This window comes from Idiomarina aminovorans (assembly GCF_023155095.1).
GTDB classification, from domain to species: domain Bacteria; phylum Pseudomonadota; class Gammaproteobacteria; order Enterobacterales; family Alteromonadaceae; genus Idiomarina; species Idiomarina aminovorans.
On the sequence record NZ_JAKNDA010000001.1, the window covers coordinates 290924 to 304207 of the forward strand.

Annotated in this window: 19 protein-coding genes; 16 read left to right on the forward strand and 3 right to left on the reverse strand. The window is 43.8% G+C overall.

Annotation, left to right across the window (positions count from 1 at the left end):
• Positions 1-19: 19 nt before the first annotated feature.
• Positions 20-676, reverse strand: a complete 657-nt coding sequence (gene queC / locus L8G48_RS01425) for a 7-cyano-7-deazaguanine synthase QueC (RefSeq protein ID WP_248262829.1) — start codon at positions 674-676, stop codon at positions 20-22.
• 61 nt (positions 677-737) lie between these two features.
• Between queC and queE the strand changes: the two genes are divergently transcribed.
• The 13 genes from queE (at position 738) to L8G48_RS01490 (ending at position 9785) form a co-directional block, all read left to right on the forward strand.
• Positions 738-1409: a 7-carboxy-7-deazaguanine synthase QueE gene (queE, locus tag L8G48_RS01430; protein ID WP_248262830.1), complete on the forward strand. Its 672-nt coding sequence runs from the start codon at positions 738-740 to the stop codon at positions 1407-1409.
• 97 nt (positions 1410-1506) lie between these two features.
• Positions 1507-1782 (forward strand): Flp family type IVb pilin, encoded by a 276-nt coding sequence (locus L8G48_RS01435; protein ID WP_248262831.1) that lies wholly within the window; start codon positions 1507-1509, stop codon positions 1780-1782.
• Positions 1782-3005 (forward strand): pilus assembly protein TadG-related protein, encoded by a 1224-nt coding sequence (locus L8G48_RS01440; protein WP_248262832.1) that lies wholly within the window; start codon positions 1782-1784, stop codon positions 3003-3005. Before L8G48_RS01435 ends, L8G48_RS01440 begins: the two co-directional genes overlap by 1 nt.
• A complete protein-coding gene (locus L8G48_RS01445; RefSeq protein WP_248263324.1) occupies positions 2995-3531 on the forward strand; it encodes a hypothetical protein in 537 nt (178 codons plus the stop codon). Before L8G48_RS01440 ends, L8G48_RS01445 begins: the two co-directional genes overlap by 11 nt.
• A gap of 2 nt (positions 3532-3533) precedes the next feature.
• Positions 3534-4034, forward strand: a complete 501-nt coding sequence (locus tag L8G48_RS01450) for a hypothetical protein (RefSeq protein WP_248262833.1) — start codon at positions 3534-3536, stop codon at positions 4032-4034.
• The gene (locus L8G48_RS01455) at positions 4031-4222 is read left to right on the forward strand and encodes a hypothetical protein (RefSeq protein ID WP_248262834.1); all 192 of its coding nucleotides are present in this window, start codon (positions 4031-4033) and stop codon (positions 4220-4222) included. The genes L8G48_RS01450 and L8G48_RS01455 overlap by 4 nt, the downstream gene beginning before the upstream one ends.
• A complete protein-coding gene (gene cpaB, locus L8G48_RS01460) occupies positions 4219-4926 on the forward strand; it encodes a Flp pilus assembly protein CpaB (protein WP_248262835.1) in 708 nt (235 codons plus the stop codon). The genes L8G48_RS01455 and cpaB overlap by 4 nt, the downstream gene beginning before the upstream one ends.
• Entirely contained in the window at positions 4911-6122 is a 1212-nt protein-coding gene (locus L8G48_RS01465; protein WP_248262836.1) for a type II and III secretion system protein family protein, read from the forward strand. The genes cpaB and L8G48_RS01465 overlap by 16 nt, the downstream gene beginning before the upstream one ends.
• Positions 6122-7345: a TadA family conjugal transfer-associated ATPase gene (locus L8G48_RS01470; RefSeq protein WP_248262837.1), complete on the forward strand. Its 1224-nt coding sequence runs from the start codon at positions 6122-6124 to the stop codon at positions 7343-7345. The genes L8G48_RS01465 and L8G48_RS01470 overlap by 1 nt, the downstream gene beginning before the upstream one ends.
• Before the next feature lie 317 nt (positions 7346-7662).
• Complete coding sequence (locus L8G48_RS01475; protein WP_282444589.1) at positions 7663-8178, forward strand: type II secretion system F family protein; 516 nt, start codon at positions 7663-7665, stop codon at positions 8176-8178.
• A complete protein-coding gene (locus L8G48_RS01480; RefSeq protein ID WP_248262839.1) occupies positions 8175-8963 on the forward strand; it encodes a type II secretion system F family protein in 789 nt (262 codons plus the stop codon). Before L8G48_RS01475 ends, L8G48_RS01480 begins: the two co-directional genes overlap by 4 nt.
• Complete coding sequence (locus L8G48_RS01485) at positions 8960-9352, forward strand: DUF192 domain-containing protein (protein WP_248262840.1); 393 nt, start codon at positions 8960-8962, stop codon at positions 9350-9352. Before L8G48_RS01480 ends, L8G48_RS01485 begins: the two co-directional genes overlap by 4 nt.
• On the forward strand, positions 9306-9785 hold the full coding sequence (locus L8G48_RS01490) for a tetratricopeptide repeat protein (RefSeq protein ID WP_248262841.1): 480 nt from the start codon (positions 9306-9308) through the stop codon (positions 9783-9785). The genes L8G48_RS01485 and L8G48_RS01490 overlap by 47 nt, the downstream gene beginning before the upstream one ends.
• A 113-nt stretch (positions 9786-9898) precedes the next feature.
• Here L8G48_RS01490 and L8G48_RS01495 read toward each other — a convergent pair whose 3' ends face one another.
• Together L8G48_RS01495 and L8G48_RS01500 are read right to left on the reverse strand one after the other, a co-directional pair.
• Entirely contained in the window at positions 9899-10117 is a 219-nt protein-coding gene (locus tag L8G48_RS01495) for a hypothetical protein (RefSeq protein ID WP_248262842.1), read from the reverse strand.
• A gap of 20 nt (positions 10118-10137) precedes the next feature.
• Positions 10138-11049 (reverse strand): prolyl oligopeptidase family serine peptidase, encoded by a 912-nt coding sequence (locus L8G48_RS01500; protein WP_248262843.1) that lies wholly within the window; start codon positions 11047-11049, stop codon positions 10138-10140.
• 264 nt (positions 11050-11313) lie between these two features.
• Here L8G48_RS01500 and L8G48_RS01505 point away from each other — a divergent pair, with 264 nt between their 5' ends.
• The 3 genes from L8G48_RS01505 to L8G48_RS01515 all read left to right on the forward strand — a co-directional run bounded on the left by L8G48_RS01505 (position 11314) and on the right by L8G48_RS01515 (position 13229).
• Positions 11314-11544 carry a DUF1653 domain-containing protein gene (locus L8G48_RS01505; protein WP_248262844.1) on the forward strand — a complete coding sequence of 77 codons (231 nt, stop codon included), beginning with the start codon at positions 11314-11316 and terminating at the stop codon, positions 11542-11544.
• A 9-nt stretch (positions 11545-11553) separates the two neighbouring features.
• Positions 11554-12087, forward strand: coding sequence for a DUF1543 domain-containing protein (locus tag L8G48_RS01510; RefSeq protein ID WP_248262845.1), 534 nt, complete (start codon positions 11554-11556; stop codon positions 12085-12087).
• Between the two features lie 131 nt (positions 12088-12218).
• Positions 12219-13229: an alpha/beta hydrolase family protein gene (locus tag L8G48_RS01515; protein ID WP_248262846.1), complete on the forward strand. Its 1011-nt coding sequence runs from the start codon at positions 12219-12221 to the stop codon at positions 13227-13229.
• Positions 13230-13284 lie beyond the last annotated feature (55 nt).

Sequence of the window (13284 nt, forward strand, 5' to 3'; positions counted from 1 at the left end):
ACTTTTTATTCGTAACTCTTTATTCATAAGGAATGGGGTCTTCAATGCCGTTGGCAGCGAAGGCCTGTAACCGTTCCTGGCAGGCACCGCACTTACCGCAGGCCTTGTCACGGCCGTTGTAGCAGGTCCATGTCTGGCTGTAATCCAGTCCCATTTTTAAGCCATCGGCCAGAATCGCGTTTTTATCCACGTCTAAATAAGGTGCATGCACGGCTACCGGCTCGTAGTTAGCCATTTTACTGACTACATCCATTTGCCGCACAAATTCAGGACGACAGTCCGGGTATATGGCGTGGTCGCCTGAATGGGCGCCGTAATACACCGCAGAGGCTTCTTCAGATACCGCATAGCCAATGGCCAGCGACAACAGAATCATATTGCGGTTTGGCACCACGGTGGATTTCATTGACTCTTCTTCGTAGTGGCCTTCGGGTATGTCGATGTCGTCGGTCAGCGAGCTGCCCGAAAGCAGCGAGTTAATCGCGGTAATATCTACTACTTTGTGAGATATTCCATGCTGTTTGCAGACGTTAGCCGCAACTTCCAATTCTTTTACATGGCGTTGGCCGTAGTTAAACGACAGTGCCAGCACTTCTTTACCCTCTGCCAGGGCTTTGTGCAAAACGGTAAATGAGTCCATTCCGCCTGAATAAATAACAACGACCTTTTGCGACATGTTGTAACTCCCCGTATAATCCGCATCTGTCCTTTTAACGAAAGCCATTTTAACGGAAGCTATGTCTTACCGCATCAACGAAATTTTTGAGACCTTGCAAGGCGAGGGCACCTTTACCGGTGTGCCGTCCATTTTTCTGCGTTTGCAGGGTTGCCCCGTGGGCTGCCCCTGGTGCGACACCCAGCATACCTGGGAGACCAACCAGAGTGATCTGGTGAGCGTTGACGCGATGATGGCAAAAACTGAAGCTTCATCAAAATGGGCAGAAATGAGCGCCGTAGACATTACTGCGCGCTTTGAACAAGAAGGTTACGCCGCCAAACACGTAGTAATTACCGGCGGCGAGCCCGCTATGTTTGACTTGCTGCCGCTGGGCCAAGCTTTAGAAGCCAAAGGCTATCAGCTGCAAATAGAAACCAGCGGTACCTTTGAGCTAAAAGTGACCGACAATACCTGGGTAACGGTATCGCCTAAGCTGGATATGCCCGGCGGCTACCTGGTACGCCCGGACTGCATGGCCCGCGCTAATGAAATAAAGCACCCCGTAGCCATGCAAAAGCACATAGACGCGTTAGACTCCTTACTCAAACGCTGCCCACCCAAAACAGACGCTATTATTTGCCTGCAACCCATAAGCCAGCGCCCAAGGGCCACCGAGCTTGCCATGAAAACCTGCATAGCTCGCAACTGGCGCCTTTCCGTGCAGATGCATAAATATCTCAATATTGAGTAAGACATTTGCTACTTCTGATCTGACTTGCTAAAACCCGGTCTATACTTCCTGACTTCTACGCTAATTATGGCGTCGAATTATTTATCAGGAGGGGATTATGAATACGGGTTTTGCTCGGCGTTATCGTGGTCAGGGAATGACGGAATACATCATCATTGTCGCTCTAATTGCTGTCGCAGCCATAGGTGTCTACTCGCTTTTCGGTCAGTCTATCCGTAATCAGGTTGCCGGTCTTGCTCAAGAAATGACTGGGCAGTCATCGTCTCAACAACTCAATCGGGCAAGACAATCATCACGGCGAGCAGGTACCGTCGCTAATACGGATGTGAATCTTGGCAACTATGATGAGGCGACGGAGCAAGGTGAGCAATAATGGTCGCTTTGGGAAGTTTTAATTCACGAGTAAAAGGGCAGACCCTGATTTTAATGGTCGGGGTGCTGCTATTGGTATCGCTTTTACTGTTTGCTGTGACTGACATGGGTAAACACGCCCGTCGCCAGTGGTACTTGCAAAGCGTTGCTGATAACGCTTCATACAGCGCCGCCGTAGCTATGTCGCGCCAGATGAATTTCTTAGCATTAACCAACCGTGCGCTTATCGGGAATCAGGTCGCCATTGCTCAATGGGTTGGGCTGGCCAGTTACTTAGCAATGTTGGATAGAACCGCTGATAATCTTGAAGCAGTGACATCATTCATCCCTTATTTGGGACAAATTACCCGAGCCTTGTCTACGGTTTTAGATCGTATTGAGGGAGGTTTTGAACAGGTAGTTCGGACTCTTATCCGTTTTCAATCTGCTGTTATACAAGGCATATCTACCGCTCAGCGACTTCTGGATGCCAGTTTTGTTATAGAGCTACCGCTGCTCATTCAGGACATTGTTTCAAAACATTCGGAAGAGCTTAGTTGGGACGCCTATCAAGGCGGTGGTATTGCTCCATTTCCCAGCCTTTGGTGGCGAAAAACCGAAGTACGTAATACCGATGATGAAAGTGAATCGAAAGAATTGGAAGAACTGACTTTAAAAAGCCTGGACCCTTTCAGTAAAAGCCGCGGATACAACTGGATTAACGTATTCACTCATAAAATTGTGAAACGTGGTGGAACTGAATTATCGAGGAACAAAAATGGCGGATGGGACTGGCATGCTTTGGATTCAGTATCACTGCATGGGCGGCGTTGGCTAATTGGAAGTTTTAGAGAACAACTGCCATTAGGTTGGGGAGCTAAAGCCCAGAACAAGCGACGCTACAAGCGCTCTGGTTACGGCGGCGCCTTCCGAAGTAATTCAATGTCTTCCGGGATGGGATTGGCTCAGATGGGAACTTTTAATGATAACACCGATAGCTTTAGCTTTATGCGGTTGAGCAACTTTTTAAATATGAGTATGGACACCGTCATAGTAAAAATAGAATTGGATAGCCAAGCAGCTTTCGCTAAAGCAAAAACGAGTTTTAGTCGACCGAGTCAAGTTTTTCCCCGAGGTGATGAACGTGCAGAGACTGATAACTTATTCAATGCGTTGTGGGAAGCTGACTTAGTCCTTATCGCTGACGAAGACAAAATAGGGATTCTAGGCCGTGATGCATTCTAAAAATAAGGGGCAGGCAGTCGTTGAAGTTTTGCTGTCGGTGGGAGCATTGATAATTGTTTATCTATCTTTACACCAAGCACTTATTCCTGCTGTTGAGAGCAATACATATAACTTAATAGCTGCGCGAAAAGCAATTTGGGAAAAAGTCCGAAATGATGAGAAAACAGTCTTGTCAGGTAATTATCGTCTAAATGAGCGTACAGGAATATTTTTTAGACCTTTAAACAAAATTTTACCGGTAAACCTTGAAGGGAAAAATTTACGAGCACTAAGGTCGTTAGATGAGCCAAATTTATACCCAATGGTTAGGTTAAACGATAGTTGGCAAGCGCGAACTGCTTCTGAGTTATCAAGCAGACCGGCATCACTGGTTGTAAATAGTGCGTTGTCGGGGGATGTAACTCGATTAGTTCAAGATGGAATTAGCTGGCTTTTTTTAGCTGAAGAGCTTCATTCAGACTCGTTAGTATTTGGAACGATTTCACCTGACATTGTTCCTCCAGAAGCATATCAGGAAAGGAAATAATTATGGATTTACCAGTAGTTTTAGATGATTGGGATTGGGTAGAGCAACCGATTAGTTCCTCTATTAACGTTAATGCTCACTTTTTAGAAAAGCCGAAGATTCCGGACTGGGATGCATTGCAGCAGTTTTATCCATATTGTCCGGGCGGAAAAACTATTTTTTGGCTTTGCCCTATAGACGGTACGGACTGGACTTTATTTGAGGTTGAAAATGAGCAATGGGTGTTAATGCCGATGAGTGGTTTTCCACCTAGAGATAAGTTGTTAAAAGGTCCATTTACTCCAATTTCTGAACATGAAAGTAATGGGAAAAAGGTTTGGGTCTATTTAGCCAGGTACCCTCTTAAACAACTACAGACTTCAATGATGTTGTATTACAGCCAAAAAGTTGATTCTTTCCAATCCATCGAGAATGAGAATGACGTTTGGATATTCAAAGAAGACTTCGGTCGGTTAATTTTTTCCGAGCAAGGTGAATACGTGATTTTGGTTCATGTTTTATGAGTCAAAGGCAGGGTGGTCAGGCGTCGATTGAGTGGTTAATTATTTCGCTCTTAATCATGACTGTTTTATTGGTTGCCGAAGAACAGCTGTCGCTTATTGATTACTTGATTGAAACAGGCCGTGAAGCTAAAGCATTTTATTATTTTATTTGGCGCTATTTAGTATTGATTCCAGGAGGGAGTTCATGACGAAAAAGGCGAAATGGATTTTTGCCGTAGTTTTTAGCTCAGTGATTTCTGTCGTAACAGTCTTTTTAATTCATCAATATCTGCAACAAGAGACATCGCGACGGCTGGAGGCCGCGTCAAAAAATACAGGGAGTGTTATTGTGTTTGCAAGAGAACTAGAGGCAGGAAAAATTCTTGGTGCAAATGATTTGTTGGTTCGTAAGTACCCAGAAGAGTTAATTAATGACCATTGGTACATGGAGAATTCGGCGGGGTTGGTTATCGGTCAGGAGCTTCGTACTGCAGTCGGACCTGGTGAGCCAGTTTCTCAAAGGGTGTTGCTGAGTCGTGCAAATAGCGGTTTGTCAGAAAAGTTGCCTAATGGGTATTACGCCATAACCGTCAATACGGATAATTTAGGGCACCATAATGCAATGCTAAAAACCGGAGATGTTGTCGATATTGCTTTTGTCGGGGACTCTTTCAAGCAGTCTAAGCGGTACATTTCTTTTAGTGAGATAGAAGTTTTTGAAATTCATGGCCTGCAAGAAGGTTATGGCTCTTATTCCCTGACATTATTAATTGCTCCTCAAAAGGTGAAAGCTTTTACCCAGGCACTGGGCCGGCCTATGCTGGTATGGGCTCGTGGTCGTCAATCATCTCAATTAAATGTTTGGGCGGAAGATTTAAAACAAAGCAAGGTGGCACCATGGAAGGTTCAGTAAAATTAAAATGCTGTATCGTTTTAACCTTATTAAACTTAATTGTATTGCCAGCGTTAGCCAGTGTTGATAACTCAGGCTATTCCCTCCAGGAGGGAGAGACCAAAGTTATTAATATGGAGCCGGGTACTGATATTCTTATTAGTGACGAGACTGTTGTGGATATTCACGTGCTGAGTAATACCCAGGCCGTCGTCAGAGCTTTAAATGAAGGTGAGGCCGGTATATGGCTTAAACACGGAGAAGTGCTACGGGAGCTGAGCGTTACCGTAACCGGTAAACTAGAGCAATCTTTACAGGCCCGTGTTAATGCGATTGTCGAGGCAGAAAGCGGACTACAAAAAACAGAAAAGCCAGGGATAACGATACTGAGCGGTGAGGTCTCCGAGAGGTACTATAACGAGTTAGTCAAACTTTCTCAGAGTCACGAGGGTGTTCTGAACTTAACAGAACCTTTTGTAGAAGAAGCCCCCATGCTGACATTAAAGGTTAGTATTTTTGAGACTAAGCGTCAGTACCTGGAAGACATAGGAATTCGCTGGCAGGGGACAACCAGTGGGCCAACCTTTTCAAGTGCGTTATCAGGTTTGTTCGAATGGGATGCAGAAATAAACTCCCAGTTAATGCTCATGCAGCGCCGCGGACTGGCAAAATTATTAGCTAATCCAACTTTATCAACGCAAAGTGGTGAAAAGGCAACATTTCTTGCGGGTGGCGAGTTACCAATTCCTCAAGTTGTGGCTCAAGGGATGCAGGATGTTACTTTTCGCGAATACGGAATAAAGCTCATTATTGAGCCCGTTGTTTTAAACGGTAATAGAATAAAAACTCAACTACACGCGGAACTGAGTAATATTGATCCTGCTGTTTCGGTATCAGGTGTTCCAGGAATATTGAGTCGGCGAACAGAGTCCGTATTTCTCTCAAATGACGGAGATACGATGGTTTTATCTGGCTTATTAAGTACAGATGAATCCGCGCAGGACGATGAAATTCCCGGGTTAGGTTCATTACCTATTGTAGAAAATGCATTTAGGAGTCAGCAGAACAGAAACCAGGCGACTGAGTTAGTTATTATGGTAACCGCTGAGCGCATGGATACCGCCGAGAAAAAGCTTCGCGATAAACGGCAAAAACGAGAGCAGAAGCGGAGTTGGTATCGAGAAAAGTCAGTTTTACAGTTAAGGGATACATTCTGATGACGCCAGTGACACTTATCAATTACCTTAAAGAGCATTTAGATGCCAGAGATCCTTTAATAGCGGAGATGAATGAGCGCGAGTTAAGATGTTATGCCGAGTCTTTTTTAACCGAAAAAACCTCCGCTCCTGACCATATGATAAAAGACGCTGTAGCGGAGGTTATCGGCCTGGGTCCTATTGAAAGGCTTCTTTCCGATGATTCAGTCAGCGAAATTATGGTGAATAGTTTTGAACATATTTACGTCGAGCGTTCGGGAAGGCTCGAAAAAGCTTCAGAGCAATTTATCAATGAAGTTTCATTACGTCGTACCATTGACAAAATCGTCCTGCCCTTAGGGCGGCATATCGACGAAGCATCACCAATGGTGGATGCTCGTTTACCTGATGGCTCCCGTGTTAACGCGGTATTGGCGCCGCTTGCAACTAAAGGTTCATGTCTGACGATTCGTAAGTTCACGAATAAATCTCTCACCATTAACGATTTAGTTTTAGGTGATTCTCTGACTAAAAAAGCTGCTGAGTTTCTAAAGCTGGCTGTTCGTTGTCGTCAAAATATTATTGTGTCCGGCGGCACGGGAACAGGAAAAACGACGCTATTAAATATCTTATCTCAGGAAATATCAGAAGATGAAAGAATTTTAACGATTGAAGATGCGGCTGAGCTTCGATTGCAGCACGACAATCTCATTAGTCTGGAAGCCAGACCTAAAAACCAAGAAGGCGTGGGTGAGATAAGTATTCGAGAATTAGTTATCAATGCACTTCGGATGAGACCCGACAGACTTGTTGTTGGTGAGTGTCGGGGTTCGGAGGCTTTAGATATGCTACAGGCAATGAATACAGGTCATGCTGGCTCTCTCAGTACGGTTCATGCAAATAGCGCCAGAGATGCATTAAGACGTTTGGAAATAATGGTACTGATGGCGGGAATAGAATTACCTATTTCAGCTTTGCGGCAGCAGATTGCAAGCGCTGTTGACATTATTGTTCAAATAGCTCGTCTTTCGGATGGCAGAAGGGCTGTTCTGAGTATTAACGAAGTGGCTGGAATAGATGATGATGTGCTTCAGTTGTCACCATTGTTTGAACGGCATAATACACAAGGTTCCTTAGTCAGCAATCAGACCCTGTGCAAGTTTGCAGAAGAGCAGACCGAGGAAAATCGTCAGGCAATATGGGAATCACTGATGGGGGACGAGTTATGTTCATCGCCAGTATAGTCCTGCTGATAAGTATCAGCGGTTTGTTTTGGGTATGGATCTTTTCTCATTTAACCACCAGGCAATATCAGAAATTTGAAGACAAATTAACAATTTCGACGGTTCAGTCCTTAGAGGAATTCTTTTTAAGGATGCCGGTGAAAATTCTGGTCAGAGGTTACTTGAGCATAGCTGTGCTACTCCCGCTGGTTATTTGGTTAAACAGCAATATCAAGTGGGCTGCCTTCACCTTTGCTATAACGCTGTTGGCCCCGCCGATTATCTACCGACATTTTAAAAAGCGACGTTTTCTTAAAATTGAAAAGCAATTACCAGGGATGTTGATTGCACTCAGTAATCAGATAAGAAGCGGGACCAGTGTTGGAGCCGCAGTGAAAAGCTTTAAAGGAAGTATGCTGGCACCCTTAGGGCAGGAAGTGGATGAACTATTGCGGCAAGAGAAGATGGGGAAACCATTAACCGAGTGCCTGGAGCAATGGCAGCTTAGGCTGCCTCTGTTTTCGATTAAATTGGTTGTTCAGTCTTTAATCTTAGGTTTGAAAAGTGGTGGTCAGCAGTCGGACTTATTTTTGAGATTGGCTGATAATTTACAGCAGCAACAACACCTTAGAGAACGTCAGTTAACATTGACTTCACAAGCCAGAATGCAGGCTAAAATTTTAGTATTAATGCCAGTCGGCCTCTATTTTCTTTTAAGTTGGATGAAACCTGAACACACAGCATTGTTCACAGAATCACGTATTGGCATTCTGATGCTGACCGTTGCCTTTGTATTAATGGCAGTTGGTGGCTGGATGGTAAAACGCATTATGCACCCGGAAGATGAGCAATGATCGTAGTCACCGTATTAATATTCATCGCGGCACTAAGTTTCATTTTTTGGGGAATGTTACTGTGGCAGTTTTTAGGGTTGAGCGAAAAGCTAGACAACTTAATGTCTGCTGTATTTGTCGTTTTACCTGTAAAAGTAAAAAAATGGACTGCTAGCTACTTGCTAATTGAGGTTCTTAACGGAGAAGCGCGATCATTTTTCTTTTGGGTCGCAATGCTGGTTTTGTCCGTCAGTGTCTATTTAATATCCGGAGCCTGGTGGGTTGTTGCTAGTTACGCTCTGTCTATGCTGATGGTTATTAATAAAAAAAAAGCTTTAGAAAAGCGGAATAACCGCGCTGCTGTTCGTCAGCTTCCGGATTTTTGTGACTTAATTTCAATGATGATCGCTTCAGGTGTACCACTTATTTCGGCGTTGGAAAAAGTTTCAGATTCATGCAGTGAATTACTTCTGGCGCGTGAAATAAGGGCAATGTTGAGCCGGTTACGACGAGGAGCCAGTTTTCCACAATCGATGAAAGAGCTGTCTGAAAGATATAACGCTAATGAGCTTAAAGAATGGAGCTCGATGTTAGTTAAAGGGTATCAACAGGGGGCGAGTCTTACGAAGTCATTACGGTTCTATGCCAATCAATTGCGGCAGGAACTGCTTAATTCTGCTGAAAAAAGGGCACAGGAAGCACCGGTTAAACTATTATTTCCGCTGGTAACTTGTTTTTTTCCGGTTAATTTTCTCGTTATTTTGGGACCGGTCATTGTACAACTCAGCCAGGGAGGGTTCGGGTGAAGAATAAAAAGGAAGTCGTTTTATGGCCTAAAGTGAAGGTGATGAAAAAATTTCACCAACGATTGATCGGCATGATGAATGAACAGCAACCGGCGCCGGACAAGGCCTTCTGGTTCCCGTTTTGTAAGTCAATTCACACATGGGGAATGAAAGAGCCTATCGATGTTGTTGCTCTAGATAAAGAGAATACAATTATTGAAGTTCGTCGGTTCGTTTGCCCTAATGAAATAGCCCGTTTTAAAGGTGCGCATGGTTTGCTTGAAATGGCGTCCGGAAGTTTTTGGCCGGTAGAAAAGTGGGTAGGGAAGAAATTGAAATTTATTAAAAAGCATGGAGAGCGAAATGAAAGCAAGCCTTACGATTGCAGTATTGTTATTGAGCTTACTTAACCTGGGTTGCAGCGCAACAGTACAGGAGAGGCAGACAAGAACGAAAAGTATAGAGTCGGCCGTCGAATGGTATAAAACTGGCGATCTTTTGTCAGCTGAACAGCATTTGCAGTGGCTTCATAGCAAAGGATTGGGAACTGATAAAAGCTGGAAATTGCTTGGCAATATCTATTTTAGACAATATCGCTTTCAGGCTAGCGAGTCAGCTTACAGAAATTCACTAAAAATTAACGAGTCAGATGAAAGCGTTTGGTTTAATTTAGCGCTACTAAACCTTCGCCAAACCACAAATGTCTTGATGGACGCGAGAGCACAACTCGATAATTTTGATGGTGAACTTGAAATGTTACTCAATAAACTATTAGAGCTTCAAAAAGCGAGATTGAAAGATACTCCGGTTCCATCAAGTGATTTGGTGCCGATCGGAAGTTGAAATAACGATACTGATTGAGAGTGCTCTTAGTTTTAAATTGAAGAAACTACGGGTTCCAGAAATCGAGCTTAGCAATGTCCTCTTTTAAAGCTGCATTTAGCATAAGATAACTATCAGGGTTGCTCATTTTTCTCTTTCTCTTTGCGCGTTGCTCGCCAGTGGTAAAGCGCCGAAATAATTAAAGCTATGAGTAAACCCTGAAACTCTAAAGTATGTAGCGTTAACTCACTTTGTTGAAAGGAGTTAACTGCAGTAGCTGCAATAATATAGCCACCTTGAAGCACCAGAGCCCAGTAAATGGTCGAACGTATTTTATTCTCTTTTTTCTTCATATCAGCAACTCATGCCGTTTTCAGTGCTTCTGAAACCATTCTGTCATGGCGGCTAGTGCCGAGTCATCAATAGTGTTGCCAGTGCCTTTTCGTAAGCCATGGTCAAGTTTTTCAAAAAAACGGTAATCTAGGCTTTCAGAGCTATCCAAGCTTTCTATCATTAAATCGGTTTGCTCTGGATCTACCGAATCATCTTGGCCCGATTGAACAATTAGCAGGGGTGTTGTTCCGCGCTCTATAATCTTAGCCTGTTCAAGGGTAAGCATTTCTTTCCACCATTTATAACCATGCTGGCTTGAATTCACTGCGAAAGGCTCTTTTGATGTTTTTACTTGCTCCGCAAATCTACGAAACTCACTAAGCACCGATGCTGTAACCTCTGTAGGTGTGGATGCTTTTATATTGTGCTCAATGTCGTTCTGAAATGAATTACCGCCACCATTAAAGGCGATAGTTGCTGTAATACCAGAGAACGCTTCGCGCAGCATAACAGCAATAACCGCGCCTTCGCTGCCGCCGAGAACATAGACTGACTGGTAACTTTTAGTTTCGTTAAGGTGTTGAAGCACCTGTTTGGCGTCATTTACCCATTGCGACGGTGAATCATTCTTGATGTAGGCTTGCGGGCAGCTAGCAGTACCCGAGTTAAGTCCCCATTTTTCAATGAGCAGAACATCGGCGTCGGGTCGTACTTTGGGGAAAACTTCTTTAATTGAGTTGTTTGTTAATGCACTCCGGCAGTCAGAACCTTGTAATATGAGTAATAGGTTATTTGCGGGCTTTGCTCTTAAGCCGAGGTGATAGGTAATTTTAGAGTCGGGCATTAACGGCCGCTTCAGTGTCTGTGTTTCAAAAGACAATTCTGACGCGGCTAATAAGCATGAGCTGATAGAAAAAAAGGCCAAAGCGATAATCTGATTAAGTTTACGCATGAATTAAATACCGGTTTATTTCTTCGTCGCCGAGCTCATGAATGTAGCATCGGTAACTGGATTCAAGCTCAGTGATGGGTAGGATCAGTTCAGGCACTTTATAGTCCTTTATGTCAGTGTTACAAAGCAGATTATCCGCTAACCGCTCTAATCACAAACCATTATTTTTCGGTAGTCATAAGCAAATGAGTAAACCCTAACCGTGACTTTTGGTAGGATGCTTCTAACGTATTTTAGTAACCATAAGCATTGGAACAAACCAATATGACCATACAGCCCGGCATTTATGAACATTACAAAGGTGGGCGTTACCGCGTTATTGATACCGCTCGGCATAGTGAAACCGAAGAGTGGATGGTGCTTTATCAGCCACTGTACGGAGAACAAGAGAACGGTGAGCAGAAGCTGTGGGTGAGCCCCTTTGATGTGTTCGTGAAAACGGTGACTCAAGACGGCCATGATGTACCCCGGTTTCGTTTTATTGGCAATGAGTAAGGAAAGATAATGAGCGAAACCGACAACAAACTGTTTTTAGTGTACGTGGGTGGCACAGCCCCCGGTGCAAACATTGAGCTGCACGATATCCGGTTTGTGGCGGGTAAGTGCATGGAAGATACCTACCAGGCTATTCGCAAAGGATGGTTCGGTACACAAAAAGGCCTGCACCTGGATAGCTTTGTTCATTTGCACCATGTCGATGGTTACCGCATTCAGCTTACCTCTAAAGCGCCTGAGAAACCGGCGAAAAAACGTTTGTACTTCGTTAACTTCGGTGGTTATTTTCCCAATAAGCTGGCTGAGTATCACGACTTTACCGTTGTGGTTGCTGATTCACCGCAATCCGCAAAGCAACTGGCTCGCGCTCAGATTTCCAGGGCTGGTTTAACGGGTGCTGAGCAAATTCATAAGGACGACTTACTGGCGGTGGACGACTGCTTGTGCGTTGATTTGGTTGATAACCACTACGTGACGCTTGAATTCGACGGCGAACAACAGGCGTTGGTACCAGACTGGAAAGGGTATCAGCCACTGCCGTAATTTTTAATTTAAATTTATCCATAACGGCCTTTTAAGGGGCGGTTTTGCACTTCCTTGTTATTTTAATCATTATAGAGTAATTTGTTAAAAGTGTTGATTAAATGTTTTTAGCGACAAGTCGGAGAAAGAAAGTGATAAAAATAATTAAACAAACCGTTGTCTTCACACTGGTTACGGTAGCTGGTTTTATTGCTATGCCTGCGCAAGCAGAACTGGATGTTGAGTTACTAAAAACGAACGACTGCTTCAGTGGCCCGTTTGAGAGTTATGAAAGCTGGATAAGTATGCTTACCGATAAAGTTTCCAATGAACCCGGTTCTGAACAACGATTAAAGAATATGAAGAAAGTTTTTAAAAAAGAAGATTTTCAAAATTACCAGGAAATCCTTGAATGTAAAGAGTTAGTTTACAAAGTTAATGATGCAGTATCCACGGGCTACTATGTTGCTCCAAAAGACCAGTCAGATTTACCAGTAATTATAAATAATAGAGGTGGCAATGCTCGTTATGGTTCATGGGTGTTTGGTAATGTTTACCTTCAGCTCTTTAGTTTGGCCGTAGATGAGAATATTGCTATTTTCGCGTCTAATTATCGTGGCATATACCCTAAACTCCCCGGTAAAGATGAATTTGGCGGCGCTGATGTCAACGACGTTGTTGCGTTACCAGAGTTATTCGAACACTTCCCTAATGTGAACTCTGAAAAGATTGGCGTATTTGGTGCCAGCCGCGGTGGCATGCAGTCCCTTTTAGCGGTAAAGCAGGGTTTAGACGTTGACGCTATTGTTCTTTATGCCGGGCAGTACAATTTACTTGAGGGTTTAAAGCACCGTCCAGAGATGGAGCGAGTTTATAAAGGGCGAATCCCAAATTATGACGAAGAAAAAGAAGCTGAACTAAGAAAGCGTTCTGCTGTTTTCTGGATGGACGAGATTGATAACGACATTCCAATTTTGTTGATACATGGCGACAAAGACGAACGAGTTTCAGTGGCGTCCAGCATTGCGCTGAACAAAGTTCTTGAGAAAGAAGATTTCACTCATAAGCTCTCGATATATGAAGGCGGAAAACATCGTTACGGCAAAAACGCGAAAGCCATTGAAGGCGAAATGATGTCCTGGTTTAAAACGAACTGGAAATAAGTTGCCGTAGTCGTCTTCTTCAAGCTTTTCAGCGGGTTATTAAGTAAAATGAGGA

Bases quoted from the DNA above. Each gene is read 5' to 3' on its own strand.
- queC (WP_248262829.1), bottom strand. From the start codon at position 676: ATGTCGCAAAAGGTCGTTGTTATTTATTCAGGCGGAATGGACTCATTT.
- queE (WP_248262830.1), top strand. From the start codon at position 738: ATGTCTTACCGCATCAACGAAATTTTTGAGACCTTGCAAGGCGAGGGC.
- L8G48_RS01435 (WP_248262831.1), top strand. From the start codon at position 1,507: ATGAATACGGGTTTTGCTCGGCGTTATCGTGGTCAGGGAATGACGGAA.
- L8G48_RS01440 (WP_248262832.1), top strand. From the start codon at position 1,782: ATGGTCGCTTTGGGAAGTTTTAATTCACGAGTAAAAGGGCAGACCCTG.
- L8G48_RS01445 (WP_248263324.1), top strand. From the start codon at position 2,995: ATGCATTCTAAAAATAAGGGGCAGGCAGTCGTTGAAGTTTTGCTGTCG.
- L8G48_RS01450 (WP_248262833.1), top strand. From the start codon at position 3,534: ATGGATTTACCAGTAGTTTTAGATGATTGGGATTGGGTAGAGCAACCG.
- L8G48_RS01455 (WP_248262834.1), top strand. From the start codon at position 4,031: ATGAGTCAAAGGCAGGGTGGTCAGGCGTCGATTGAGTGGTTAATTATT.
- cpaB (WP_248262835.1), top strand. From the start codon at position 4,219: ATGACGAAAAAGGCGAAATGGATTTTTGCCGTAGTTTTTAGCTCAGTG.
- L8G48_RS01465 (WP_248262836.1), top strand. From the start codon at position 4,911: ATGGAAGGTTCAGTAAAATTAAAATGCTGTATCGTTTTAACCTTATTA.
- L8G48_RS01470 (WP_248262837.1), top strand. From the start codon at position 6,122: ATGACGCCAGTGACACTTATCAATTACCTTAAAGAGCATTTAGATGCC.
- L8G48_RS01475 (WP_282444589.1), top strand. From the start codon at position 7,663: ATGTTGATTGCACTCAGTAATCAGATAAGAAGCGGGACCAGTGTTGGA.
- L8G48_RS01480 (WP_248262839.1), top strand. From the start codon at position 8,175: ATGATCGTAGTCACCGTATTAATATTCATCGCGGCACTAAGTTTCATT.
- L8G48_RS01490 (WP_248262841.1), top strand. From the start codon at position 9,306: ATGAAAGCAAGCCTTACGATTGCAGTATTGTTATTGAGCTTACTTAAC.
- L8G48_RS01495 (WP_248262842.1), bottom strand. From the start codon at position 10,117: ATGAAGAAAAAAGAGAATAAAATACGTTCGACCATTTACTGGGCTCTG.
- L8G48_RS01500 (WP_248262843.1), bottom strand. From the start codon at position 11,049: ATGCGTAAACTTAATCAGATTATCGCTTTGGCCTTTTTTTCTATCAGC.
- L8G48_RS01505 (WP_248262844.1), top strand. From the start codon at position 11,314: ATGACCATACAGCCCGGCATTTATGAACATTACAAAGGTGGGCGTTAC.
- L8G48_RS01510 (WP_248262845.1), top strand. From the start codon at position 11,554: ATGAGCGAAACCGACAACAAACTGTTTTTAGTGTACGTGGGTGGCACA.